The organism is Cytobacillus firmus DS1, assembly GCF_000565285.1.
GTDB lineage: Bacteria > Bacillota > Bacilli > Bacillales > Cytobacillaceae > Cytobacillus > Cytobacillus firmus_A.
In genome coordinates, this window is sequence record NZ_APVL01000010.1 from 44,698 (window position 1) to 71,349 (window position 26,652).

A 26,652-nucleotide genomic window follows, 5' to 3' on the forward strand; every position below is an offset into this window, starting at 1 on the left:
TCCCAAAGCTATGATGGCTTTGGGATTTCTTTTAGTGAATGCAAAAATGCGGTATTAGTTGGAGTTTGATAGTTCGCTAAGATTTCCATCCGGATCTCTAATATAGACTGAAGTAATTGCTCCAAGAGTCCCCGTTCTTTCAACTGGCCCTTCTTCTATTGCAATATTGCAACACTCTAAATGTTTTATCACTTCATTCATACCAGTTTTTGTAATGAAGCATAAATCTCCTGATCCAGCTGCTGGATTAAGGGCTTTGGGCTCATATTCATTCCCTTTTTGGTGAAGATTTATTTTCTGGATTCCAAACCTCAAGGCTTTTCTGCCTTCACCAAATGTTATTATCTCCATTCCCAATACTTTATTATAATAGTCACAAGTCTTTTCAATACTTTGTACCGTCATCACTAAATGGTCCAATCTTTCTATTTTCATTCCAATCCACTCCTTAATTATAAAAAATTCCTTTAATAACTAAAAAAAACAAAACCCCGGACAAACACTTCAGAGGTTTTGTTTTATCAGCAATCTTCCTGCTGCATTTTATTGATCTGCCTGCTGCTTAAATTGCTCTTTTCCCACTTGATACCAGTCTGTTCCTTCGCTATCAATTATTACGACTGCCGGGAAGTTCTCTACAGTCAGTTTATAAATCGCTTCAGGTCCTAAATCTTCATAAGCAATTACTTCCATTGATTTAATAGATCTGGCGATCAAAGCTCCAGAACCGCCAATTGCTGCAAAATAGACCGCTTTATTTTTCTTCATTGAATCGATTACTTCCTGGCTCCGGTAGCCTTTTCCGATCATCCCTTTTAAGCCCCGATCCAGCAGCGAGGGTGTATATTTATCCATTCTTCCGCTTGTAGTCGGCCCGGCTGATCCAATAATCTGTCCTGGCTTTGCTGGGGTTGGTCCAACATAATAAATGGTTTGGCCTTTAATATTGAAGGGAAGGTCTTCCCCTTTTTGGAGAGCTTCTGACATTCTTTTATGAGCTGCATCTCTCGCTGTATATATCGTACCGCTGATCAAGACACGGTCACCAGCTTTTAAACTGATCAATACTTGTTCATCTATTGGGCTGCTAACTTTATTTGCACACAAATGAATTCCTCCTACAATCTGACTTCTTTATGTCTGCTTGCATGGCAGTTTAAATTAACAGCTACAGGCAATGCAGCAATGTGGCAAGGCTCTATCTCAACCTTCACATCAAGTGCAGTTGTATTTCCTCCCATGCCCTGTGGCCCAATACCCAGTTTATTGATTTCTTCCATTAACTCGTTTTCTAATTGGGCAAGCTCTGGGCGTTCACTTCTGTGGCCAATTGGTCTGAACAGTGATTTCTTCGCCAAATAGGCACATCTTTCAAAATTGCCTCCAATTCCAACTCCCACCACAAGAGGAGGACAGGCATTTGGCCCTGCGATTGCAACCGTATCAAGGATATACTTCTTAATGCCTTCAAGACCATCTGATGGCTTGAGCATTTTAAGACTGCTCATATTTTCACTGCCCCCTCCTTTTGCAGACATATGGATGACGATTTGATCCCCAGGTACAAGTTCAATGTGGATTATGGAAGGAGTGTTATAGCCCTTGCTTTTTTCCCGGGTAATAGGGTGATCCACGATTGAATGTCTCAAATACCCTTCTTCATAACCTTTTTTAACGCCTTCATTTATAGCATTATAAATGCTGCCTCCAGCAATATGGCAGTCCTGTCCAACCTCAACGATAAATACTGATACTCCAGTGTCCTGGCACATTGGAACCCGTTCGCTTTTTGCAATATCAGCATTTAATATTAGCTGTTCCAGTATGTCTTTGCCGGTTTCAGAAGATTCATTTTTTAATGCTGATTGAAAAGCTTCCACTACGTCCTGCCCTAAATCAAAATTTGCTTCCTGACACATTTTCGAAACTCGTTCAACAATTTCCTCATAAGTAATTGTTCTCATACGATCTTCTCCTTTTTCATCTTTAAGGCATCTCAACTTTGGAAGATAACGGAGTAAATTGCAGGCTAGTTTTGTGTATTCTGTTTTTGCCCTGCCACTCCTTCTTTTCTTCTTTAACATCCTGAATTTTATGTGCTCCGCGGCTTTCTTTCCTTGCAGCTGCGGAGATTGCTGATGCCCACGCGGATCGTACTTTATCACAAATCTGGAGAGCCTGAATACTATTTTCATTCTCCAAATTTAACGCGATTAAATTTAATTCATCTGCAGCTTCCTTCAAAGAAAGGGAGGTTCTTTCAATCCCCACCTTCTGCCACATAACGTCTTTTACTTTTTTGATCATTTCAGATTCCCCAATTATTGGAGAGTTATCTATTAATTCTTCTGTTCCTGAGGCCATAATGCCGGCAATGCTCTCCATCGATTTTTCCTGTACAGCCATCTTTCCCGCACGGTATCCAAAAACCAGTGATTCAGTTAAAGAGCCCCCGCCTAAACGATTCGCCCCATGTAGGCCGCCCGTCACTTCTCCGCAAGCGTATAGACCTGGAATGTTTGTTCTTCCCCATTCATCTGTCTGGATTCCACCCATACAATAATGCTGTACAGGACTCATAACCCATTCTCCCTCATGCCCTTTTTGATACAGACGATACAGATATGGACTGTCAAGCTGAAGAACATTCCCCGCCACCGCAGAAAAATCCAGAAGTACTTTATTTTCCTTAAACATTGCATAACTAAGTTTATCTCTTGTTTCAAGCTCTTTTTTAGGATACTTTTCCATAAACCGTTCCCCTTTATCGTTTACAAGAAAAGCGCCTTTTGCAAAAATTTTTGTCATGATATCGATATTTGCCGGATGCTGCAAACGGTAAGGATAAAATTGCACAAACTCCATATCAACAAGAATAGCCCCATGTCTCCATGCCATGCCGATTCCTTCACCCGACACATCCCTTGGATTATCCGAAGATTGATAGAGTCCTCCAAAACCCCCGGTTGCCAATATAACAGCCGGTGAATAAATAATATGAAACTTCTTATTTTTTTGGATCAGTGCACCTTTTACTTCATTATTATCTTTTATTAAGTCAACAACTTCAGATTGTTCATGTAAATCGATTCCTATTTCTATTGCATAATCACGCATAGGCTTTGTAATATTTTTTCCAAGTCCTGTCCCGGCATAAACTCTTCTTGGAAAGGAATGGCCAGGAGTAATAACCACCCTTTCCCTTTCTAGATGAATTCCAAATTTGCTTTCTAATTCATTGACTCTGACAGTACATTCTTCGGCTAAAATTCTTGCTAACCTTTTATCAGATAAATGCCTGCCTCCTTCTAATAGATCCTTTAAGAAAATATCAGGAGAATCTCCAGGAGAAAATATGGCCGAATGCACACTATCTGAAATAACTGATGAACCCCCAAGCCCTGCTTTTCCTTTTGTGACCAGAACAACAGATGCACCCTCTTCTTTAGCAGAAATGGCAGCAGCCAAAGCAGCCTGCCCCCCGCCAATTACCATTACGTCATATTGATTATATTGAATTTGCCTCATCTCTTTAACCAGCTCCATAATGCAAAACGATTTGCATCTTTATTTAGTTCAGCAATAGCAGTTGTTAATGGGATTTCTTTCGGGCAAACCTGGACACAGTTCTGCGAGTTTCCGCAGTTAGCTAACCCTTCCTCCCCGATCATTACTGATAATCTATCATTCTTTTGCTGTGCTCCAGTAGGGTGCATATTAAAATATTTAGTCTGCCCCAATGCCTGAGGGCCAATAAATGGTAAACTGCTATTAACATTTGGGCATGCATCGAGGCAGCATCCGCAGGTCATACAGGTTGAATACTTATAAGCTTCTTGCTGAACATCTGAGGAAATTAGAGGACCAGCCCCCAATGCATAGGTTCCATCAATCGGGATCCATCCTTTTATTTTCTTTAGAGCACTAAACATGCGGTCTCTGTTTACAACCAGATCCTTTTCTACAGGAAATGTTTCCATTGGCTCTAGATGGATAGGCTGTTCGAGCCGATCCACTAAGGTAGAGCATGCCTGGCGGACTTTTCCATTTATTCTCATGCTGCACGCCCCGCAGACTTCCTCAAGACAGTTATACTCCCAAGCTACTGATCTTACTTTTTCTCCGTTGGCGTTAACCGGATTTTTCTGTATCTCCATTAATGCAGATATTACGTTCATATTCTTCCGGAAAGGGATATTAAATTCCTCCCAATAAAAGGAAGAATCGGATGAATCTTTTCGCTTTATTTTAAGCTTGATATCCACTGCAGCACCCATCTTTTCACCTGCTTTTCCTTATACTTTTGATGCCTCTTCTTTTTTTCCTGATGTTACAATGTCATATCTCCTTGGTCTTAGAGCAATATATTTAAGATCAACTGGTTCATAAGAAAAGCTTGGACCAAACGGGGTATATATAGCAATTGTCGTTTTTAGCCAATTCTCATCATCTCTATTAGGGAACTCAGGCTTATAGTGGGCCCCCCTGCTCTCATTCCGGTTAAGAGCGCCAAGCGTAATGACTCTCGCAAGCTCAAGCATATTTTTAAGCTGGCGGACAAACGGAACGGTTCTGTTATGCCACCTTGATTTATCATCTATTCCAATGTTCCTGAAACGTGCCTGAAGCTCCTGAAGCTTCTCATCTGTTTTTTGAAGCCGGTCATTATATCTGACAACGGTCACATTATCCACCATCCAGTCACTCATCTCCACATGCAGCTGATATGGATTTTCATGACCGTTCATTTTGTAGATTTTTTCAACTTCTTCTTCTTGCTTTCTCTGTTCATTTTCAAAAATGAAGGGTGCAAGGTCTTCACAAGATTTTTCAAGGCAATTTACATAGCTGACAGCATTTGGGCCAGCCACCATCCCGCCATATATAGCCGAAACTAAGGAATTTGCTCCAAGGCGGTTTCCACCATGAAATTGGTAATCACATTCTCCGCATGCAAATAGCCCGGGTATATTTGTCATCTGATCATAATCAACCCAAAGGCCGCCCATTGAGTAATGCATAGCAGGGAATATTTTCATCGGAAGCTTTCTTGGATCTTCACCCACAAATTTTTCATAGATATCAATTATTCCGCCAAGCTTTCTCTGCAGTAATTCCGCAGGCAGGTGGGAAAGATCAAGGTAAACCATATTTTCTCCGTTGATCCCTAGTTTGAGATCTACGCATACATGGAAGATTTCCCTTGTAGCAATATCCCTTGGAACGAGATTTCCGTAAGCAGGATATTTCTCCTCGAGAAAATACCACGGTTTACCCTCTTTGTAGACCCATACTCTTCCACCCTCACCGCGAGCTGACTCAGACATCAGCCGAAGTTTATCATCTCCTGGAATTGCTGTTGGATGAATCTGAATAAATTCGCCATTTGCATATCTGGCACCTTGTTGGTATGCAATGCTATGTGCACTTCCTGTATTAATGATGGAATTTGTACTTTTTCTAAAGATATTGCCTATGCCGCCTGATGCTAAAATGACTGCATCTGATTTAAATGTCTGAATGTCCATCGTTTTTAAATTCTGAGCAGAAATGCCTCTGCATCTTCCTTCATCATCTTTAATAAGCGATACTAATTCCCAGTATTCAAATTTTTCAACAAGACCCTCTGCTTCATATCTGCGAACTTGTTCATCAAGCGCATAAAGAATTTGCTGACCTGTTGTCGATCCAGCAAAAGCCGTCCTGGAATATTTAGCACCTCCTAGCCTTCTAAAATCAATATGGCCTTCTTCTGTACGGTTAAATTGCACGCCCATTCTAGCCAATAAATAAATAATGTCCGGCGCAGCTTCGCACATTGCTTTTACCGGAGGCTGATTGGCTAAAAAGTCACCGCCATAAATGGTATCATCAAAGTGCTCCCATACAGAGTCTCCTTCTCCCTTTGTATTTACAGCCCCATTGATGCCCCCTTGGGCACACACCGAATGGGAACGGCGAACCGGGACAAGAGAAAACAATTTCACTTTCTTTTTGGCTTCTGCTATTTTAATAGTGGCCATTAATCCTGCCAGGCCGCCGCCAATCACAATAATTTCCTGGTTTTTCATAATATCCCCTCTCCATTTGAAAGCACTAAAATTTAAATCCTGGGTGGAGTTTAACTAACAAATGAAATTAGACTTCCTAATCCCAAGACAGTTAAAATAATAAACAATCCAAAACACAGATTCCTGACCGTTTTTTGGGATGAAGGACCAATTGTTAACCCCCAAGTTATGAGAGCAGTGGAAATTCCATTTGTAAAATGATAGGTTGTGCTTAATACACCTGCCATATAAAAAATCATCATAACAGGGTTTGCCAAATGTTCCCCAACCACCTGATGATTAATCTCATTTCCGCTGATTACTGGACTGATTCTAAGTGCCCAGACATGATAGATAACAAAAATAAAGGTAATGATTCCTGTTACCCTTTGGAGAAGAAAACTTATGTTTCGCTTGTATTTATATACATGTGCATTCGGTTTGGAAATGAAAGATAAATAGATTCCGTAGATAGCGTGAAATAAAAGGGGAATGGCTATAAATCCAATTTCAAGCAAGAGCAAAAATGGGAGATTGAGCATAAATTGAATATGTTCGTCATATTTCTCGCTTCCTAGGATAGCCAATGCATTCCCCATTAAGTGCTGTATTAAAAAAAGGCCTAGCGGGATAAGCCCCGCTAGTGAATGCAGTCTTGTAAGAACAAATCTTCTTGAATTTGAAAGAGGCGCTACTGTATTTGTTTGCAACACTCTTCCCCCGCTTCCATCATTTCAGCTGCGCTAATTTCTTCTAATTGTAAAATGGCCTGAACCTTTTCTTCAGCGTTCCATACTTTGTCTAAAGTCATTGTTTTAAATTTTTGAATCAGTTCTTCCTTATCCGCAGGTTTTTCCGGATCACCCTTTGGATATTCTGTTCCTTCACTGAATGTTCTGCCATCTTTTATAGTTATAACTACTTTTGCCCCCCATTTTTCAGGATAAGCATTTTCGTAATAAGGATCGGCTTCAACACTGACTTTTTCCATCAGGTTTCTTATCACAGGCGATTGTAAAATTTCCTTATTATAATCGATTAATGAGGCAGAACCCTTAATGGCAATTAAAGCCGCGCAAAATTGGCTGCTAAATTTAGAAGCATAAACGGTATCAGGATTTGGGTTATCTGTAATATTCAGGACAGTTTGATAGGTTTTAATTGAGATATTTTGTATTTGGTCGTGGGTGAGTGCATTTTCCTTCATGATGTTTAAAATGCAATCCATCGCTGGGTGTGTATGACGGCAGGAGGCATGGATTTTAAAACTATTTTCTATAATCTTGAATTCTTTGCCAAGATTTCTGGTAATTTTATCTGCATCATATTTCTCTGACATGGCATTGAAAAAGCCCCTTCTGCCTTCCAGTATTCTTGATGCGGATGTGAAATCTTTTTTCGCCAGCAAGGCAGCAAGTGCGCCATTATAAGCTGCTTTTGCAGTATGAAGCTGTTTCGTGTTAGCTCCATCCTCAATAAACTCCCATAAACCCGCTGCTTGTGTGCCAGCATTTCCGAGAGCATACATAGTTTGCTCAACATTTAGGTTCAGAAGCTTAGCTACTGCTGCAGCCGAACCAAAAGTCCCGCAGGTTGCTGTGTTATGCCAGTAATAATAATGGGAAGGTGAAACAGCCTCTCCAATTCTGTAGCAAATTTCATACCCCACAGCTACTGCGGTAATAAGTTCTTTTCCGCTTAATCCATAGGCTTCAGCAACAGCTGCAGCTGCTGGAATGACAACCGTACCTGCATGGATAATGGATGATTTATGAATATCATCCAGCTCTACTATATGGCTTGCAGCCGCATTGACCAAGCAGGCATTGCCAATGGAAGACTTTCCCCCATTTATGAGAGTTGCTTGTTCATTTCCGCCCCACTCTCGAATCAATTCCAATATCGATTGAATCGGTTTTTCATCTTTTCCCGCAAGTGCTGAACCATACCAATCCAGAATACAAAGTTTCGTGTACTCGACAACTTCATCTGGCAAATCTTCATATCTAACATTACTCGCATATTCAGCTAACACTCTGGTTAATATCATTTTACTTCACCTACCTTTGCACCTAACACCGTTTGCAAAGCGCTAATGATATCATCATACTTCTCCACTACATGTGCACCTGAATCTTTAAGCGCTTTCATCTTTAAGGAAGGACGGCCTGTATTTCCGGAAATCATCGCTCCGGCATGGCCAAAAACAGTTCCTTCCGGCATGGATTCTGTAAACTTGCCGGCAACAAAGGATATTAACGGCTTTGTAAAACCCCCCTCTTTTAATAATTGGGCAGCATCTTCTTCAAATGAGGTTCCAGGCTCCGAAAAAGTAACAACAGCTTCGGTTTCATTGTCTTTTTCAAACAGAACAAGAAGGTCTTTAATCTTGGTTCCGATTAAACTATCTCCGCCAATGCCTATACTTGTTGTAACACCAAACCCGGCCCTCTTAACCATCCAGGAGGTTTCAGCAGTCATCCCCCCGCTTCTTGATATCACTCCGACATTTCCAGGAACGAAACAGCGTTCTGGCCGATCACCACCTATGGATCCCATCTTTATGCGGTCCTTCGGATTAATCATGCCAACCGTATTAGGACCGATGATCGTAACATTTTTTTTTCGCGCAGCGTATAGCAATTTTACTGCATCATGCTGAGGTATATTTTCCGTTGTAACAACAATCAGCTTAATTCCACTGGAAATTGCTTCGAGAACAGCATCCAATGCAAACGCAGGAGGCACAACAATCAGAGATGCATTTATATCATGCTTTTTAACAGCTTCTGCAACCGTGTCGTAAACTGGTACTCCTTGAACATGCTGTCCTCCTTTACCGGGTGTAATGCCTGCAAAAATATTAGTACCATAGGCAAGAGTATGGCTGACAATCATAGAAGCTTCCCGGCCTGTAATTCCTTGTACAGCTAATCGAGTGTTTTGATTGATTAGAATTGACATTTAGGATACCCCTCTCATCTTTTTAACCATTTCTGCTGCTGCTTCTTCAATTGTTAAATCTTCCCCGAAATAAGTAATACCTGCTTCAAGAAAAATTCTTTTTCCCTCTTCGTCATTAACTCCTGCTTCCCTCACAACTATGGGAAACTCTGCAGGGTCTACGCCTAATTCTTCAATGGCCTTTACAATTCCCCGGGCAAAGACATCGATTTGTGTATTATTGGTTATGTTGTGTGCCACAAACAGGCCCTTTACTCCTTCCTTGGAGAGAATTCCTTTTGTTAATCCCGTTACTTTTTCTTCTGGCGGATTACCTCCCGTTTCTGTGTAATTTGCAGGAGAGGCTCCTAAATTAATAAGGGCGTCAAAACTTAATAAGCTTCCGCCTCCGCCTCCGCACATAAAACCAATTTCACCGCCATCCATTTCCGTATAACGTGCTGTTCCGCGATAATCTGCGTCATTAACTTTTACCATATCCTTCTCAAGCTGGGTTAAAGGCCTCCAGGACCGTTCACTGCCTGATTCTACTTTGCCTTCAAGTTCTGGGTGGCGGTATAGCGCCGAATCATCCACACCCATAACCGAAGCTGCTGCCATTACTTCATCGTCCCTTGTAAGTACCAACGGGTTAATTTCCAATATATAACAGTCATACCTAAGAAAGATATTATATAATTTGCATAGGATTGCTGCAGCTTTTACTAAAGGCTTGCCCGTAACTCCGAGTCTGCTCCAAATTTCCTTTGACTGGTATGGCTGAAGCTCGGCAAAAGGTTCAACATGATAAATTACAATTTTCTCAGGGGAATCTTTAACAAGATCTTCTACTTCAACTCCCCCTTCTGTCGTAGCAATAACTACCGGAACCTGTTTTTGAGGGTCAATTGTAATGGAAACATACCATTCTTCATCTATATCAATCTTTTCTTCTAGCAAAACCTTATCTACAGGAAAGTTTCTAACTGTCATACCCAAAATTTCATCTGCCTTGTACCTTGCCTCTTCTACAGTGTCTGCAAACTTGATAGCCCCAGCTTTTCCTCTTTTCCCTACCGGGACCAAAGCTTTTAAAACACATGGTTTTGTTAAATGCTGTTCAGTTATTTCTTCACTACCTGAAATAACTGCATGGCCTGGCACAGGGACACCATGTTCTTTTAGAATAGTTTTACTAACATTCTCCAGCATTCTGCCCATTTTTCATTTCTCCTTTTTTGGATATTGGATCCAATTTATAAAAGAAAGGGAATTTACTTCCCTTCTTTCTTCAGGCTTTCTATTAAAGATTCTCCTGTTCGGTAGATATGCTCCGATACAATATTAGCAGCGGTTTCCTTATCTTTTTTTACAACTGCTTCAAGGATTTTTCTATGTTCTGTATTTGAGGTTTCAATTTGTCCGGTTAGAAGGTGTGGTGTTTGCTGCGGAAGGCCATTCCACAATGTGCCAATAAATGAATTAAGACGTTCCCAATTACATCTTTTTACAAGCAAACGGTGAAAGTCAATGTTATACTGTACAAAAGTGTCTGCATCATCGGCCTTTTCCATTTCGGCTACAAGCGAAGAAAGCTGGTTGATATCTTCGTCTGTTAATAAATCAACGCTTTGGTAAACAGCCATTTTCTCCAGCTCAGATCTTAAGGCATAAATTTCTTCAATGTCCTTAATGCTGATTGATTTCACTACGGCACCTTTATGCGGCTCCAGCTTAATAAGTCCCTCTGACTCCAGTTTTCTAAATGCTTCTCGGACAGGCATCCTGCTAACGCCCATTTTTTCTGCCAGATCTGATTGCTTTAACCTTTCACCCGGCTTGAAATCCCCTCTGATAATCGCTTCTCTTATTACATTGCACACTTTTAAATGGAGTGTATCCCTATTCTCAATTCGTAAGTCCTGATTCATAGACATATTTCAAATACCTTTCCTTATCCTATTTTAGTTTTAGGATACAGGATCCAAATATTATTGTCTACACTTTTCTGACACTTAAGTTTATTTTACAAAAAACCGATCCAGTTCCACCACGTTACAGCCGTTAATATTGTAACGACCATCATAATAATAGTCATATAGATTCCCGGGATAATAAACTCTTTTTGCTGGATCTGCCCAGTGCTATGGACAATAATATTGGGAGTTGCTTCAACTACAAGAATATATCCATGGAGGCAGGCTAGTGAAGCCGTAATACATATTAATACCGGATCGGCACCTGCCTTGCCTGACAGCCCGATAAAAATAGGAATTAGCGTCACAACTGCTGTCGATACGTTGGCAACAGCCAAATGCAGGATTTGTGTGATAATTAAAATGGATGCAACAGCAGTAAGCGGTGAGCGAAGCAGATCAATAATCCATCCCGCACTTAAAGTAGTCCCTACAAGTTCCGCTGCCCCCGAATGATTAAAAGCATAGCCAAGCGATAAAGTTACACCCATAATGAGAATAGTATCAAAATTGATTTTTACCATACTATCCCACTTCGAACAGCCTACACCTGGAAATGCCATTAATATAACACCTATCAGGGTTGGAATGCTTGGGTGAAGTCCATGCAGCGGTTCGGTAAACCATAAACATACGATAAGAATCAAAATACCGATGCATTTTTTTTCATCTGTATTGATAGCACCTAACTCTTTCAGCTTTTTGTCCATTTCCTCCTTCAAATGATGAAATTCTTCATTTTCTTTTGACAAGGGAAATACCTTGATTAATAACAGCCAGGATAAGGGAATTAAAAGCAGCCATATTGGAACAGTGTACATGAACCATTGTAAATAAGTTATTTGAATCCCCAAAAACTGCTTTAATAATTCTACCGTCAAGATATTTCCGATTGCTGCCGTCATGACAATCGTTCCGCTTATTGTTCCGCCAAATGCAACACCAAGCAGTATCATTTTCCGCAGATTTCCATCCTTCTTAACACCTATATGATCGAGCGCCATTAAAGCAACAGGTAATATCAGGGTAGCTCTTACAGCTACTGCAGGGATAAAAAAAGCCTGCACCTGAGGGATGAGCAAAATGCTTGCTAATAAACCTTTTGCTGTGCCGGCCCACTTTGCCAAAATCAAATATGCCAGTCTTTTAGCAAGTGGGGTATCATTAACTCCTCTTGCCAGCATCATTCCCCCTATTATCAAAAAAATGGCTGGTGAGGAAAAACCGCTGAAGATAATATCCATGTTCACAATTTTAAATAACAGCATTAACACCAGCAGCAGTACAGCAGTAACCCCAAGCGGCAAGGGCTCAAATGTCCAGTAAAAGACACTTAAGACTAAAAGGGCGAGCATGATTTTGGCAGAAACACTGCTTCCAGGCAAAACAGCGTAGACAGATGCAGACAGAGCAGCACCCAGCATTAGGGTAAATGTTTTTGAAGACCCAATAGAATTTACCCAGGATGACTTTGGCATAAAATTTACTTTTGCCTTGGTATTTGGAGCACCCAATTTACTCTCCTTCTTTCTTTTGCTTAAATACGGCTGGCTGATTCAACTGGTGTGCACATCTGGAAAAACCCTTCCAAATCCTCTATTTCTTCCAGGCGGAATACCTGATCAATAAGTAATTTTTTTGCTTCCTCACTAATGATATTCCCCGTAACATCCTTGAATTTATCAATCAATTGCTGATCAGTCATAGGATTATCCATACTGCCAATAGCATGTTCAACGAAATGGCTGAGTTCCCTGCCATCTTTCAATTTTACTGTTAATCTGACCTGGTCTTCTTTAATATTCTCATCTATCTTCAACTGTATTTTTGTCCTTAAAGCCTTTACTTCAGGTTTATTAACGAAATCATCAGTAAACTCATTCACGCCAGCTCTTAAATGAAGGAATCCTGCAGCGACGCAATGGTAAACACTAAATTTCCCTTCAAGACCTGTTTTAAAATCTGTTTTGCCGGTTAGTTCTTTAACTAGAGGATGTCCTGTAATATGAATTTCTTCTACTTCTTCTCCTTTTAAGTTGTGTGCTCTCTGTATGGCAATGATTCCTTCAATGGACGGATGGGTTACAATGCCGCTGGCAAATGGCTTATAGCTGTTTTTCTCAATTTTCCATTTATCTCCCCATTTATCTGTCAACAGTTCCATTTTAGATTCTTCTGATAAAACATTGATAAATCCGCGCTCTGCTTCCAATGCTTGTTTAGAACTTGTAAACCCTTCGCCTGCAATGAATGCTGCAAGCATCCCATTCATCGCTGCTTTTCCCGGATGATAAGGTTTTGTCATTGTTCCAAACATTTCCCTTAATCCGGTAGGATCGGTTGCGGCTATCCCAATAGCAAAGGAAGTTTTCTCCTCGTCAAGCCCTAAGAGCTTGCTCATTGCTGCAGCAGCGCCAATTCCTCCAACGCTTCCGGTAATATGCCAGCCCCGCCAGTAGTGGGAAGGGTATAAAGCAAGGGCAAGTCTGGCCTGAACCTCACAGCCTAAAATGAAAGCCTCTAAAACCTCTTTACCGGTTTTTTTCTTATATTGGCTATATGCTAATACAGCAGGAAAAACAGGGGAAGAAGGGTGAAGAACTGTTTCAAGCAGTGTGTCATCAAAGTCATAAATATGGGATGACATGCCATTTAGCAAAGCTGCGAAAAGCATATCAGTCTTTTCATTTCTTCCAAGAATAGACGCCTGCGGGGTGCTTTCCATCAATTTTGAAACATTTAAAACTTTATCCATTGATTCATGATAGGCTGCTCCTATAGCAACACCGAGCCAGTTCAATAGACTTCTCTTAGCTTCATATACAGCATTTCCGCTTATTTGTTCAAAATTTGTATGGTTGATATTTCTAGCAATTTGGGTGGTTACCATTTTATCTCTCCTCTTATAAACATGAATAGTTTAATAGCCCTTTTGCTTTTTTATATACTGGATAATCCACTAATTTATTTCTTACCGAAATGGACGCACTCCCATTAAGTTCAGCCTCTTCAAACGCTTCTACTATTTCTCTTGCTTCTTCCAAGGCTTTTTCGTCCGGAGTAAAAACCTGATGAATGGCATTTATCTGTTTTGGATGAATAGACAGCTTGGATTTAAATCCTGAAATTCTAGCCCGGACAGCCTCTCTGTATAACCCTTCTTCATTGGATAGATCTGGATATACCGCATCCACTGGGCTACTGATCCCTGCCGCCCTTGATGCGTTAACAATTTGTGACCTTGCAAAATAAAGCTCTTCACCTCCATCAGTTAGCTCGCAATCTATATCAAGTGAATAGTCAATTGAACCAAACACTAGCCTCGGAACCAAAGAATGAGAATTTGCAATTTCATAGGCAAAGTGAACACCTGAAGCTGTTTCGATAAGTGGCAGCACCTCAAAATGATCTCCTTTTCTTCCCGCCCTTTCAAGGAGCTCAAGCACTGTTTGGCAGATAACTTTCATATTGCTGCCGCTTTCAGCTTTCGGGACAATGATTCCCTTCGCACCTGATTCAACTGCACACTCGATATCTTTTCTCCAATACACAGTTGTAAAGTCATTAATTCTGATATACACATCTTTTTCAGCTGGGTAATTTAGCAAGTAATTTTTTGCCCTTTCTCTAGCAATCTCTTTTTCATTAATGGCGACAGCATCCTCCAGATCAAAAATGACACTGTCTGCTGCACTGGATAATGCTTTTCCCATTATTTTTTCAGAAACTGCCGGTACAAATAAGTAGGATCGTTTAGGTGCCATTGTTAACTCCTCCTTCGCGGATATTGGATCCAATTATATGGAAGAATAGCTTACTCAATTACTTGAGTAAGCGCATTCCCTGCCCTCATAATATGGCTTTCGACCAGCTGTCTCAGCATGATAGGATCCTTTAATTCAAGGGCTCTTAACATTTGTTTATGCTCTTCATTCGAAACAAACATTGTTTTTGGAATGAGACTTGGAACATGAGCTGGGTATCCCTCAATAAATTCCTTCGTCAGCAATTTAATCTTTTTCCAATCACATCCCTTTTGCAACAGCATGTGAAACTGATGATTATGGCTAATAAAGGAATCCATATCATTGTTTTCAATATCCTGGTCCATTTTTTTTACAAATAGATGTAAGCCTGACTTATCCTCATTTGTAAGAAAATTCATTGATTTTTGAACAGTGATGCCCTCCAGGAGTGCTCTCAGATAATACAGCTCTTCTATATCTTCCCTTCTAAAGCCGATTACCTGTGCTCCTTTATGGGGAAGAAAGGCTACTAGTCCTTCTCTCTCGAGACAGCGGAGAGCCTCTCTTACAGGCATCCTGCTCACCCCAAATCTTGAAGCTAATTCGTCTTGAATCAATCTTTCCCCCGGTTTATAAACCTGGTTGAAAATAGATTCCCTAATCATATCTGTAACTTTTTCTTGTAATGTATGAAATTCTTTTACCTGATTCATTTAAAAACTCCTTAAGCATTGTAAAAACTGCCAAGAATTATTTTGCTAATAACAGTGAAATCTGCGGGAAAATAACAATTAATATAAGGGCCAATACCATAAGAGCGAAGAAAGGCAGGACTCCTCTTACTACTTCCCCTACTTTTTCCCTAGTGATTCCGCTTACTACAAAAAGATTCAATCCTACAGGAGGAGTAATCATTGCCAATTCCATATTAATCGTCATTATAATCGCAAAGTGAATAATATTAATATCAAACATCACTAGAACCGGAAGTAAAATTGGCAAGGTAATTAAGATAATCGCTACAGCTTCCAGGAACATTCCAAGCACGAAGAACATTAAATTAACACCAATCATAAAAATCCATTTATTCGTTGTGCTTTCTTCAATCCATGCCGCGAAACTTTGCGGTACTTGCTCTGTCGTTAAGAACATTCCAAAGATCATAGCTGAGGCAATAACCAGGAAGATCATCGAAGTAATATTGATGGATTCCTTAAGTACTTCCCTGAATTTAGGAAACGACATTTCTTTATAGATAAATACTGAAACAATGATTCCATAGAAACATGAAACAAATGCTGCTTCAGTTGGGGTTACAATTCCAGAGTATATTCCTCCGAGGATAATAACAGGAAGAAGAAAACCCCAAATGGCCTTATAGGTTTTTTTCCAGCGTACATTCATTGGCTCCTTTGGCAACTTACCATAGTTATTAATTCGTGCGTTAACAATTGCTGAAAAAAGTAAAATACCGCCCAGCAATAAACCCGGGATAATCCCTGCAGCAAAAAGTTTACCTACAGATTCTTCTGCAACCGACGCGTAAATGATTAAGGGTATGGAAGGAGGAATCAGAATTCCAAGTGTCCCTGCTGCTGCAACTAATCCCATTGCATATCGCTTGCTATAGCCTGCTTTAACCATTCCTGGAATCATAATGCTCCCGATTGCTGCTGCTGTAGCGGGACTTGAACCGGAGATTGCAGCAAAAATCATACATGCAAGGATGGTAACTACCGCGAGTCCTCCACGAATATGGCCGACCCACGATTTTAGAGCTTCAATCAAATGAAAGGATATTCCGCCTTTTGACATTATAATCCCAGCAAATACAAACCCTGGAATAGCCATTAGTGTTGCTGAATTTAAGGAGTTAAACATTTTTTGAATGACAGTATATAGGGTAAAGTCGATCATGGACAGAGCAACAACACTTGAAAGCCCTAAGCTGACCGCAATAGGCACTCTAATAAGGCAAAGAATGGCAAAGACCAAAAACAATACTAGAACCGGACTCATGCTCCTACTCCCTTCTGATCAGTTTCTTTCTTATTTAGCTCCTGCATTTCTTCATAGAGATGTTCAAGTTCTCCTGTAATTTCACGTTTATCCCCTGTAAATGCCCGATAAGCCTTCACAATAAAGTAAACCCCAAGCAAACTCATTCCCACAGGCAGAACCAAATAGGTTATCCAAATTGGAATCCCGACATCAATGGTAGTGATCCCCTGCTCTTTTGAAAGCGTTATCAATTCAAGGGATGAAAAAGCGAGATAAAAGGTGAAGCACGCTCCTATAATATTACTAATACCGGCAACGATTTTTTTTAATCCTTTTGGCAGCAAATCAAACAACAACTCTACCTGAATGTGACGATTGTCTTTTAAAGCCATTCCAAATCCAATAAAAATAGACCAAACGAGAAGAAATTCAAAAATTTCAGTGACCCATGCCTGTGGTGCATTTAACACATATCTGGTAAATACACCATATAAACTGACAACTACTCCTCCTATAAATAGCAATCCAGCTGCGCCTTCTTCGATGTGATCAAGCCATTTAAAGAGCTTCATACAATCAACTCCTTTTTTGGATTGTATCCAATCCTTGCTTGGTTTCTTTTTCAATATACAAGAAATAGAAATAAAAATAAACAGAAAATTTTATTTTTTTATTATTTTTTGTGTATTCACAATATTCGACTTATTTGTTATACTATTTTTATCATCCTGTATTAGCACCTCGTAAATTTTACTTTGTATCCAAAATCCAAAAAGGAGGTCGAAAGGTGGTATTAGAAGAAAGTACTTTGGCACTAAAGAAACAACCCTCTTTAGTCAATGAGACTCTGGAAAATAATTCTCTTGACCAAAGAAGAAAAAAGGTTCCTTCTTTACATAAGGGGCTTAAAGGAGATGTTCTTTTATGAAAGAAAATATTGGCTTTATCGGACTGGGGAAAATGGGTCTGCCAATGGCAAAGAATCTCCTTAAGAACGGATACCATGTTTTTGGGTCAGATGTGAATGAAAACGCATTAATCGAACTCCGGGCATTGGGTGGCAATACCGGCAATATGAAAGAGTGGATTCATAAAGTACAGTATGTTGTGTTAATGCTCCCTTCCTCTGTCATCGTTAACAAGGTAGTGGAAGAAATTATTGATTCAAGATCTTTGGTTCCGCTTCAAGATCAGAATTCTCTCATGATAATTGATATGAGCAGTTCTTATCCTGCGGATACAAAAGAAAATAGCAGAAAACTGGAACCTTATAATATATGCTTTGTTGATGCTCCAGTAAGCGGCGGAGTAAAAAAAGCAGTTGATGGGACATTGACGATCATGGCTGGCGGTTCAGCAGAGCAATTCGAAAAATGTAAGCGTTTGCTGTGTGCCTTGGGCAGCAATATTTCTTTAGTTGGCCCATCCGGAAGCGGCCATTTAATAAAAGCAATTAATAATTACTTATCAGCCACCCATCTTTTAGCATCTTGTGAGGCTGTGCAATTGCTGGAGAACTTTGGTGTGGAGCCTGAGAAGGCAATCAATGTAATTAATCAAAGTACCGGCAGGAGCGGCTCGACAGAATATAAGTTCCCAAGTTTCATTTTGACAGAAACTTATAATTCCGGATTTTCTCTTGAATTGATCAAAAAAGACATTGGCATGGCAAGTCAGCTTTTTAAAGATACAGATGCTGCTACTTCACTTCCAGAGATCGTATTTCAAAAATTTAGTGAAGCAAGCATTGCCTTAGACAAAGAAGCTGACCATACAGAGATAAATAAATTCGTATCAAATTACTTATTAAAAAGGGGGATTATAAATGATGAAAATGAAAAAGTTGTTCCTGGCGGCTCTGGCTCTGGTAATGATGTTCGCCCTGGCGGCGTGCGGCAATTCTGAGAAAACTGAAGGTTCAGGCGGCGGTGCTGAAAACGATGGAGTACAAGAACTAACAATTAAAATTGCTCACGTTGTAGCTGAAAATACTCCAAAACATCAAGGTGCTCTAAAAATGAAAGAGGTCATTGAAAAAGAGTCAGACGGCAAGATTAAAGTACAAGTATATCCTAACAGCTCTTTATTTGGCGATAAGGATGAATATCAGAACCTTGTTGCAAATAATGTTCAATTCATTTTACCTGATATGTCTAAGCTTGTTGGGAACGACCCTGGATTCAATATTCCTGCAATGCCTTTCCTCTTTGAAAGCGACGAAGCTGCTAATGCGTTCTGGGATGGCGAAAAAGGGCAGGAAATCTTTAAGCGTCTTGAAAAAGACGGAGTGCTTGGAAAGGCTATGTGGCCAAATGGCGCAAAGCACATGACTAATGATAAAAAGGCAATCAAGAAGCCGGAGGATTTAGATGGGATGAAAATCCGGACACAAGGCGGACAATTGCTTGAAGCAATCTATGCTGAACTGGGAGCTGGGTCTGCTTCTATTCCTTTCGGTGAATTATATACTGCCCTTCAGCAGGGAACAGTTGATGGACAGGAAAACACTTTCAGCAACATTGAATCCAAGAAGTTTGATGAAGTGCAAAAGTATATGACGATTATGGGGCATACCCGTGTTGATTATGCTTTGCTGACTAATACAAAATTCTGGGAAGGCTTAAATGATGAAACAAAAGCAATTGTACAAAAAGGCGTTGACGAAGGAACAAAGCTTGCAAGAGAGTCTGCTAAAAAGCTTAATGACGATGCATTGGCAAAATTAAAAGAAAATGGGCAAGTTGAAATCAATGAGCTTTCTGATGCTGAAATCGAAGAGTTCAAGAAGACCCTTGAACCAATTTACAATGAGTGGGCTGAAAAAATAGGCAAGGATATCATTGAGGACGCTGAAAGCAAATAAAACTGCTTTTTTAATAGTAAGACGCAAAGGGCAACCGCACCAATCAAGGAGCGGTTGTTTTTTAATTATTTAAAGACAGGTCTATCAATTATACATGTAAGTACAGGCTCCCTTTCTCACTCGAAAAGTAAGAGCATGATCGCCGGACCGTCCCTTATAGCATAAAGCCATGAGAATAAATCCAAAGTAAAAATAACAATCCCTAAAAAAAAGAATCCCAGATTCGAAATCTGGAATTCTGCTATTAGATATTAAGAGTTAAACTGAAACCGCCTTTTTAAGCCGTCTGCAAATCTCATCTCCAACCTCTTCTGTTGATGAAGTTCCTCCAATATCCGGAGTCTTTATACCATCATTTGTGACCTCCTCTATAATATCAAGCAGCTTACTGCCCAATTCCTCTTCACCGAAGTGGTCCAGCATCATTTTGGCAGTCCAAATTTGTCCGATTGGATTAGCAATTCCTTTCCCTACTATATCTGGTGCGGAGCCATGAACCGGTTCAAACATGGATGGATACTTTCCGTTAAGATTGATATTTGCTGCAGGAGCAATCCCAATGCTTCCCATAATTGCTCCTCCAATGTCGGTCAATATGTCCCCAAATAGGTTGCTGGCTACAATGACATCGAATATTTGCGGACGAGTTACAAAAAATGCAGCAAGGGCATCAATATGATAAGAAGCAGTCTGTACATCCTGATGCTCTCCCTTGACTTCGTTAAATACTTCATCCCAGAATGGCATGGAATGAAAAATCCCATTAGACTTGGTAGCTGATGTCACATGGCCTCTTCTTTTCTTTGCTAGTTCGAAGGCATAGCGCATCGCTCTTTCTGTTCCCTTTTTAGTAAAAATAGCATTCTGGATGGCCAGTTCATTATCACCTTTATGAATTCTTCCTCCTACCTCACTATACTCTCCTTCACTGTTTTCCCGTACTACAATTAAATCAAAATCATTAGGGTTGACCAGCGGCGACTTTAACCCTTTAAAATACTTTGCAGGACGAATATTAATAGATTGTTCAAATTCCCTTCTAATTTTAATTAACAGACCCCATAAGGCAATGTGGTCTTGAACTAAAGCTGGATTACCGATGGCACCAAGAAAAATAGATTCAAAGTTTTTTAATGTTTGTAAGCCATCATCCGGCATCATCTTTCCGTGTTCCACATAATAATCGCTGCTCCAAGGGAAAGATTGAAAATCAAATTTTATTCCACCGTGAACTTCTGCAACCGTTTCTAATACCTTTAAAGATACAGGTACTACTTCTTTTCCAATTCCATCCCCAGGTATTACGGCAACTTCAAATTGTTTCATCATCACACAGCTCCCTTATTTGTTTTTTGATTGAAATTTTCATATTTTGCAATCTCTTGCTGGTATAAATCGTCACCGTTTGAATCATATGCTACAAGCAAAGGAAAATCCTGAACTTCCAGTCTTCTTATCGCTTCTGGTCCTAAATCTTCATATGCAACCACCTGGACAGCTTTCACTCTCCTGCTAAGAATGGTTGACAATCCACCAATCGCCGCAAAAGAAACTGCGCCATGTTTCTTGCAGGCATCCTTCACCATATCTCTCCTCGGGCCTTTCCCAATCGTTCCGACAACGCCATATTCGTACATTGCGGGTGCGTATGGATCCATCCTAAATGCAGTAGTCGGTGCTACCGGTCCTATTACCTGTCCAGGCTTTGGAGGGCAAGGACCTGCGTAAAAGATGACTTCCCCTTTTAGTTCCACTGGCAAAGGCTTATTATTTTCAAGCAGCTCTACCATTCTTTTATGCGCAGCGTCTCTGGCCATGAAAATCGTTCCTGTCAGCGATACAGTATCGCCAATTTTTAATTTCTTTATATCTTCCTTGGTTATAGGTGTTTGCAGCCTGTATTCCGGCATCGAATCCCTCCCAGCTTTCATTTAAATAACAATTGTTTTCTTTCTTGCAGCATGACACTGAATATTAACTGCCACAGGCAAGGCTGTAATATGGCATGCGAATGTTTCGATAGGCACCCATAATGCTGTGCTCGTCCCGCCAAGTCCCTGAGGTCCAATCCCTGTATTATTAATGGCTTCCAGTAATTCCTTTTCAAGTTCTGCAATATGTGGGTCAGGGTGGTGAACACCAATTTCTCTTAATACAGCATGTTTCGCAAGAGATGTTACTTTATCAAAACTGCCGCCAATCCCCACTCCTACCACAACGGGCGGGCACGCCTTTCCCCCGGCATCTTTAATTGTCTGAAGGACAAAATTCTTAACACCTTCGACACCTTCCCCCGGAAGCAAAAATTTCATGGCACTCATATTCTCACTGCCGCCGCCCTTTGGCAGAACGGTAATCTTAATTTGATCACCAGGCACAATTTCCGTATGTACGACTGCTGGGGTATTATCTCCTGTGTTTACACGAAGCAAAGGATCACCTACAACAGATTTGCGTAGATACCCTTCCCTGTATCCAGTCCGAACTCCTTCTTGAATGCAATCTAAGTAATTTCCGCCTATAATATGCACATCCTGCCCGATCTCAACAAAAACAACAGCCATGCCAGTATCATGACAATAAGGCATATGATTAGTTTTAGCTTCCTCTGCATTCTCCATCAGCTGCTGAAGAATGGACTTCCCGATAGGTGAAGCCTCTGTTTTTTCGGCTCGTTTAAACCCTGCCAAAACATCATCAGGCAAATAGTAGCATGCTTCCCAGCAAAGCTTGGCAACGCTTTCAGTTAAAACCTCAGCATCTACAATCCTCATTTAATCTCCTCTTTTCCCTCAATAAGATATATCAGGTTTTTTAAATCCTCCTGGGTATGTTCCATTAAACATTGTGCTGCTTTTTCTGGATTTCTTTCACTGATCGCTTTAAAGATTTCCTTGTGGCCTTTTAAAATAATAGGTCCACGCTCATCACCCTCAATATTTAAAAGCCTGTAATAATAAATTAATGAATGAAGTTCATCTACTAGTTTTTTTAACCTTTCATTTTCACTTATTAAAATGATTTTCTCATGAAATTTCGTGTTCCAATTTACAATTTCTTCCTTATCATTTTTTTTGATTGCCGCTTCTGTTCCAGCTATGATACGTCCCAGTTCTGCTATTTGTGGCTCTGTTGCCCTCTCTGCTGCCAGAGCCACAGCAGCCGATTCCAGTGCAATCCTGCAGCCATAGATATCTTTAACATCTTTCAATGTTGGTTTATAAACCGTGATTTGGGATTTTTCATCCATACACAGAAGGCCCTCATTAATTAATGTCCGGATCGCTTCTCTAACAGGGCTGCGGCTGATGGAGAATTGCTTGGCAAGCTGGGCTTCGTATAACCGGTCTCCTGGTTTATATTCTCCGTGCCAAATTCGCTCTTTAATAGTTTGCTGAATTTGAAGGTAAAATGGAAGTGCTTTCTCAAGAGGTTTCTGGCTCATATTCCCACCCCTTTCACTTTTTAATTGGTAATCTGTCGGCTGTCGACAGCTTTAATTTTATAATAGTATTAATTATCAAAAGATTCAATAAATAAATTTATAAATAGGGAAACACCATTCTTCTTTAACCTGGCAGAATGGTGTTTCTAACTAGAAGCATGGCTAAGACAAACTATTATTCTTCTATTCCCATTTCCTTAAAAATTTCCTGGGCAGTCTTAAAGCTGTCCAATGATGCTGGTACTCCGCAATAAATGGCAGTCTGTAAAAATATTTCCTGAATCTCTTCTTTTGTAACACCATTATTGATGGCGCCTCGTAAGTGAAGCTTTAATTCATGGGGGCGATTTAGTGCAGTCAGCATTGCTAAATTAATCATGCTTCTCGTCTTTTTAGGCAAACCTTCTCTAGTCCAAATTTCTCCCCAGCAATACTCTGTCACTAATTCCTGAAGAGGCTTTGTGAAACTGGTAGCATTATTTATGGAGTTATCAACATACTCAGCTCCTAAAACTTCACGCCTTACTTGTAATCCGTCATCAAATTTTACACTCATTATAAATTCCCCTCCTTATGTTTTAAAAAAAATGTTCCCAATGCGATCGCCACTGCCTGTCCTTTTTCATCCAGAATTTTGCACTCTGAAACAACAGTACTTCGGCCAAGATGAACTATTGTAGGTTTGGCATACAACTTTTTTCCTTTGCCAGGCCTAATATAATTCATTTTCAACTCCAAGGTGTAGACTTCGGAATCTTTTGGTATCTGGGTCATTATGTGGAATCCTATAGATACATCTGCCAATGTATAGAGGGCTCCACCTTGGGCAACATCATATGTATTTGCATTCTGCATGCCCAATTCCATGCTCATTTCTCCATTTTCTTCAAAACCGATTCCTAAAAGCCTCCCTGTATAATGCAGTTCCTTTTTTGGCTCTTTTAGTGCCCTTATAACGTGGAAGATCTGATCTAATTCTTCGCTTGAGAAATTCTCAAGTTTTTTTAAAATATCGCTGGCAGCTGCATTCACGTTTATAATCCCAACCCTCCTATCTTAAGAAAACTTTAGCCATCTAATATTAGGATACTGGATCCAACAAGAAACGTCTATACTTTTCTGAATTTTTTAAATTTAAAAATAGTAACTGTATTTATTATTATACTTTTTTGCTCTTTTCGTATAAATTGTTGTTTTTCGCCTTTCAAAGTTGTCCGTTCATTTTCGCTCCAGGCTGCTCGCTTTCCGCGGGGCAGGCGGTGTGCCTACTCTACGCTGCACGTCTGCGGGGTCTCACCTGTCCCGCTACTCCCTCAGGATTTTGAATAAGCATCTTGAATAAACACCGCACGAAGGAAATGCGAATGCATTTTCGAGGACCTCTCACCTTCGGCTACAATCAACTCAGTAAATAATATACAAAAGCAACAAACCTTGCGAAAACAGCCAAGTTTTAAAACTGTTTAATTCCTACTTGACTAATCGGATAAATATGAATTAGAATATAAGTAACAAAAAGGGAGGGTTCATTACATGCCATTAAACAGAGAAACGTTAATCAGCAAATTATTATCACTTTCTAAATTCCAGCATAATCACAGCTTGTTTAATTTAAGTGACCGAAAGCTGGAAGCTCTGTACTTGGATCATATTCTTTTTTCACCTCACCCTCACAGCGGTCATCAATCAATCAAATTAGTTGGAAAAAATAGATAATAAGAAAGCCTGCAAATGCTCAGAAAGCATTGCAGGCTTTTTCATTTATAACTATAAGAAAAGCGCAAGCGCCTTGCCCATCCCCGACAAGTACAAGACGAGCCTCCCGAAAAGGCGTCATTTGCCTTTTTGGGAGGATTGGCTTGTGACCTCGAGGGGGTAGGCTGCTTGCGCTAGACAGTTATCGACGTTCAAAAATTATATATTTTCTTATCTTTTTAAAAAAGAGGGAATCCAAGATTCCCCCCTATTAATTAACTTTTTGCCAATTTAGGCACCATATTTTCCTGCTTTGGCTCTTCGACCGCGTCTTCCATTGGTGTTGCGCGTTTAATGAAGAAGGCCAAAACCAGTGCAGCTGCAGCGATGAAAGTTGCTACGAAGAAAGCGTCGTTTATTCCCTCAAGCATGGCTTTCCTTAATACCTGCTGCTGCATTTCCGCCACAGCAGCTTCAGTCATCTGGCTGCCATTAGCCATAGCCCCGCCTTTCATCGCTTCTTTTGCGATTTCCTCAGCATGTGTTTCCGTTCTTGTTGACATAACTGTTACCAATAAAGCTGTACCAATGGCACCTGCCACCTGGTTCAGCGTGTTGTTCATTGCAGTTCCATGCGGATAAAGCCTTCTAGGCAGCTGGTTCAGACCATTTGTTGAAACCGGCATCATGACCATGGACATCCCGAACATCCTGATTGAGTTGAGTATAATCAGCTGAGTATAGGTTGTTTCCAGAGTCAGCCTGCTGAATACATACGTAGTTCCTACTGTAATGGCTAACCCAATGATCGCCAAAATCCGGCCCCCGATTTTATCGAACAGCTTTCCAGTTAATGGCGACATCACAGCCATAACAAGGGCACCAGGAAGCATCATCAATCCTGCATCCAGCGGTGAAATCCCCCTTAATGTCTGAACATAAATCGGAATCAGAATCATTCCTGAGAATAGCGCCATATTTACCGTCATGCTGATAGCTGACGATAATGCAAACATCGGGTACTTATATACACCAAAATTAAGCATCGGACGTTCTGATTTGGTTTGTTTTAAAATAAACCAAACCAAACTTATGACTCCGACTGCAATTGTTAAATACACATGAGGGCTGTCCCAGCCTCTGTTCCCTGCAGAACTGAACCCGTAAAGTATTCCGCCAAACCCTACACTTGATAGAACAAGAGAAAACATATCCAGACGGATATTCACTTTTTCCTTTTTGTCTTTCAGCATGACGGCCCCTAGAACTAAAATGACACCCGCAATCGGTGAAAGGAAATGGAATAGCATTCTCCAATCATAATGTTCAATAATCCATCCTGAAAGAGTCGGCCCAATTGCAGGAGCGAACATTAAGATCAATCCAAATACACCCATGGCTGCTCCGCGTTTTTCAACCGGGAAGCTGATCAGCATTACATTCATCAATAGTGGCATCATAATAGCCGAGCCTGATGCCTGGAGCATTCTGCCTGTCAGCAATACAGGGAATACGTGAGCAATCCCCGCTATAAGGGTACCGATTGTAAATAGTCCCATTGCCACAATAAATAGCCTGCGGACTGTATATTTTTCAATTAAAAAGGCAGTAGCAGGTATTAAGATACCGTTAACCAGCATAAAGCCGGTAGTCAGCCACTGCACCGTTGCCGCTTCTATTTCTAAATCTGCCATTATAGATGGCAGGGCAATATTTAATAATGTATTATTCAAAAAGGCAATAAATGCCCCGATCATTAAAACAGCGAGAATCCCATAAGGCGGCCGGTCTGTTTTATTGCTTATTGCTTGTTCCATTTTATTTCCTCCTGTACAATCAGTTCATTCTTTTATACTGTCGTTACACACAAATCATATAATAAACTATGAGTTCAATTTTTGCAACAAAAAAACCCTTGTAAAATAGAGGATTT

The 26,652-nt window shown here is 40.4% G+C and carries 28 protein-coding genes; 4 read left to right on the plus strand and 24 right to left on the minus strand.

All coding sequences use genetic code 11. From position 1 onward, the window contains the following. Positions 1 to 54: 54 nt before the first annotated feature. The 17 genes from PBF_RS14160 to PBF_RS14240 form a co-directional block, all read right to left on the minus strand. Positions 55 to 435, minus strand: coding sequence for a VOC family protein (locus tag PBF_RS14160; RefSeq protein WP_035330491.1), 381 nt, complete (start codon positions 433 to 435; stop codon positions 55 to 57). A 108-nt stretch (positions 436 to 543) separates the two neighbouring features. Beyond that, positions 544 to 1,107: a Fe-S-containing hydro-lyase gene (locus PBF_RS14165; protein ID WP_035330492.1), complete on the minus strand. Its 564-nt coding sequence runs from the start codon at positions 1,105 to 1,107 to the stop codon at positions 544 to 546. Positions 1,108 to 1,118: 11 nt separating this feature from the next. Beyond that, entirely contained in the window at positions 1,119 to 1,964 is an 846-nt protein-coding gene (locus tag PBF_RS14170) for a fumarate hydratase (protein ID WP_035330493.1), read from the minus strand. Positions 1,965 to 1,986: 22 nt separating this feature from the next. Continuing rightward, the gene (locus tag PBF_RS14175) at positions 1,987 to 3,528 is read right to left on the minus strand and encodes an FAD-binding protein (protein WP_035330494.1); all 1,542 of its coding nucleotides are present in this window, start codon (positions 3,526 to 3,528) and stop codon (positions 1,987 to 1,989) included. Continuing rightward, positions 3,525 to 4,277, minus strand: coding sequence for a succinate dehydrogenase iron-sulfur subunit (gene sdhB, locus PBF_RS14180; RefSeq protein WP_035330495.1), 753 nt, complete (start codon positions 4,275 to 4,277; stop codon positions 3,525 to 3,527). Before sdhB ends, PBF_RS14175 begins: the two co-directional genes overlap by 4 nt. An 18-nt stretch (positions 4,278 to 4,295) precedes the next feature. Beyond that, the gene (sdhA, locus tag PBF_RS14185; protein ID WP_035330496.1) at positions 4,296 to 6,071 is read right to left on the minus strand and encodes a succinate dehydrogenase flavoprotein subunit; all 1,776 of its coding nucleotides are present in this window, start codon (positions 6,069 to 6,071) and stop codon (positions 4,296 to 4,298) included. Between the two features lie 50 nt (positions 6,072 to 6,121). Then, positions 6,122 to 6,763: a succinate dehydrogenase gene (locus tag PBF_RS14190; protein WP_235192257.1), complete on the minus strand. Its 642-nt coding sequence runs from the start codon at positions 6,761 to 6,763 to the stop codon at positions 6,122 to 6,124. Beyond that, positions 6,742 to 8,100 (minus strand): MmgE/PrpD family protein, encoded by a 1,359-nt coding sequence (locus PBF_RS14195; protein WP_035330498.1) that lies wholly within the window; start codon positions 8,098 to 8,100, stop codon positions 6,742 to 6,744. Before PBF_RS14195 ends, PBF_RS14190 begins: the two co-directional genes overlap by 22 nt. After that, on the minus strand, positions 8,097 to 9,014 hold the full coding sequence (locus PBF_RS14200) for a succinate--CoA ligase subunit alpha (RefSeq protein ID WP_035330500.1): 918 nt from the start codon (positions 9,012 to 9,014) through the stop codon (positions 8,097 to 8,099). The genes PBF_RS14195 and PBF_RS14200 overlap by 4 nt, the downstream gene beginning before the upstream one ends. Next, a complete protein-coding gene (locus PBF_RS14205; protein ID WP_035330501.1) occupies positions 9,015 to 10,214 on the minus strand; it encodes an ATP-grasp domain-containing protein in 1,200 nt (399 codons plus the stop codon). It abuts the gene before it with no gap. 53 nt (positions 10,215 to 10,267) lie between these two features. Further along, positions 10,268 to 10,930 carry a GntR family transcriptional regulator gene (locus tag PBF_RS14210; protein ID WP_035330502.1) on the minus strand — a complete coding sequence of 221 codons (663 nt, stop codon included), beginning with the start codon at positions 10,928 to 10,930 and terminating at the stop codon, positions 10,268 to 10,270. A gap of 89 nt (positions 10,931 to 11,019) precedes the next feature. Then, the gene (locus tag PBF_RS14215) at positions 11,020 to 12,483 is read right to left on the minus strand and encodes an SLC13 family permease (protein WP_035330504.1); all 1,464 of its coding nucleotides are present in this window, start codon (positions 12,481 to 12,483) and stop codon (positions 11,020 to 11,022) included. 23 nt (positions 12,484 to 12,506) lie between these two features. Further along, positions 12,507 to 13,859 carry an MmgE/PrpD family protein gene (locus PBF_RS14220; protein WP_051488884.1) on the minus strand — a complete coding sequence of 451 codons (1,353 nt, stop codon included), beginning with the start codon at positions 13,857 to 13,859 and terminating at the stop codon, positions 12,507 to 12,509. Between the two features lie 13 nt (positions 13,860 to 13,872). Beyond that, positions 13,873 to 14,733 carry an HpcH/HpaI aldolase/citrate lyase family protein gene (locus tag PBF_RS14225; RefSeq protein ID WP_035330505.1) on the minus strand — a complete coding sequence of 287 codons (861 nt, stop codon included), beginning with the start codon at positions 14,731 to 14,733 and terminating at the stop codon, positions 13,873 to 13,875. A 50-nt stretch (positions 14,734 to 14,783) separates the two neighbouring features. Next, the gene (locus PBF_RS14230; protein ID WP_035330506.1) at positions 14,784 to 15,428 is read right to left on the minus strand and encodes a GntR family transcriptional regulator; all 645 of its coding nucleotides are present in this window, start codon (positions 15,426 to 15,428) and stop codon (positions 14,784 to 14,786) included. 37 nt (positions 15,429 to 15,465) lie between these two features. Next, entirely contained in the window at positions 15,466 to 16,734 is a 1,269-nt protein-coding gene (locus PBF_RS14235) for a TRAP transporter large permease (RefSeq protein ID WP_035330507.1), read from the minus strand. Further along, entirely contained in the window at positions 16,731 to 17,288 is a 558-nt protein-coding gene (locus PBF_RS14240) for a TRAP transporter small permease (RefSeq protein WP_051488885.1), read from the minus strand. The genes PBF_RS14235 and PBF_RS14240 overlap by 4 nt, the downstream gene beginning before the upstream one ends. A 215-nt stretch (positions 17,289 to 17,503) precedes the next feature. Between PBF_RS14240 and PBF_RS26150 the strand changes: the two genes are divergently transcribed. From PBF_RS26150 to PBF_RS14250, 3 genes are read left to right on the plus strand one after another with little or no spacing between them, the layout of a single operon-like run. Continuing rightward, positions 17,504 to 17,644 (plus strand): hypothetical protein, encoded by a 141-nt coding sequence (locus PBF_RS26150; RefSeq protein ID WP_160169259.1) that lies wholly within the window; start codon positions 17,504 to 17,506, stop codon positions 17,642 to 17,644. After that, on the plus strand, positions 17,641 to 18,621 hold the full coding sequence (locus PBF_RS14245) for an NAD(P)-dependent oxidoreductase (RefSeq protein WP_051488886.1): 981 nt from the start codon (positions 17,641 to 17,643) through the stop codon (positions 18,619 to 18,621). The genes PBF_RS26150 and PBF_RS14245 overlap by 4 nt, the downstream gene beginning before the upstream one ends. After that, positions 18,542 to 19,579, plus strand: a complete 1,038-nt coding sequence (locus PBF_RS14250) for a DctP family TRAP transporter solute-binding subunit (protein WP_051488887.1) — start codon at positions 18,542 to 18,544, stop codon at positions 19,577 to 19,579. The genes PBF_RS14245 and PBF_RS14250 overlap by 80 nt, the downstream gene beginning before the upstream one ends. A 258-nt stretch (positions 19,580 to 19,837) precedes the next feature. Here the strand turns inward: PBF_RS14250 and PBF_RS14255 are convergent, their stop codons facing one another. The 6 genes from PBF_RS14255 to PBF_RS24945 form a co-directional block, all read right to left on the minus strand. Beyond that, positions 19,838 to 20,905 (minus strand): tartrate dehydrogenase, encoded by a 1,068-nt coding sequence (locus PBF_RS14255; protein ID WP_035330740.1) that lies wholly within the window; start codon positions 20,903 to 20,905, stop codon positions 19,838 to 19,840. A gap of 2 nt (positions 20,906 to 20,907) precedes the next feature. After that, positions 20,908 to 21,489, minus strand: a complete 582-nt coding sequence (locus PBF_RS14260; RefSeq protein ID WP_035330508.1) for a FumA C-terminus/TtdB family hydratase beta subunit — start codon at positions 21,487 to 21,489, stop codon at positions 20,908 to 20,910. A 21-nt stretch (positions 21,490 to 21,510) separates the two neighbouring features. Then, positions 21,511 to 22,353, minus strand: a complete 843-nt coding sequence (locus tag PBF_RS14265; RefSeq protein WP_035330509.1) for a fumarate hydratase — start codon at positions 22,351 to 22,353, stop codon at positions 21,511 to 21,513. Next, a complete protein-coding gene (locus PBF_RS14270; RefSeq protein ID WP_035330510.1) occupies positions 22,350 to 23,024 on the minus strand; it encodes a GntR family transcriptional regulator in 675 nt (224 codons plus the stop codon). The genes PBF_RS14265 and PBF_RS14270 overlap by 4 nt, the downstream gene beginning before the upstream one ends. Before the next feature lie 175 nt (positions 23,025 to 23,199). Next, entirely contained in the window at positions 23,200 to 23,580 is a 381-nt protein-coding gene (gene pcaC, locus PBF_RS14275; protein ID WP_035330511.1) for a 4-carboxymuconolactone decarboxylase, read from the minus strand. Further along, positions 23,580 to 24,056 (minus strand): PaaI family thioesterase, encoded by a 477-nt coding sequence (locus PBF_RS24945; RefSeq protein WP_051488888.1) that lies wholly within the window; start codon positions 24,054 to 24,056, stop codon positions 23,580 to 23,582. Before PBF_RS24945 ends, pcaC begins: the two co-directional genes overlap by 1 nt. Before the next feature lie 501 nt (positions 24,057 to 24,557). Here PBF_RS24945 and PBF_RS14285 point away from each other — a divergent pair. After that, the gene (locus tag PBF_RS14285; protein WP_009334884.1) at positions 24,558 to 24,740 is read left to right on the plus strand and encodes a hypothetical protein; all 183 of its coding nucleotides are present in this window, start codon (positions 24,558 to 24,560) and stop codon (positions 24,738 to 24,740) included. Between the two features lie 254 nt (positions 24,741 to 24,994). On the opposite strand, the gene PBF_RS14290 is transcribed toward PBF_RS14285, so the two are convergent. Next, the gene (locus PBF_RS14290; RefSeq protein ID WP_035330512.1) at positions 24,995 to 26,536 is read right to left on the minus strand and encodes a DHA2 family efflux MFS transporter permease subunit; all 1,542 of its coding nucleotides are present in this window, start codon (positions 26,534 to 26,536) and stop codon (positions 24,995 to 24,997) included. Positions 26,537 to 26,652 lie beyond the last annotated feature (116 nt).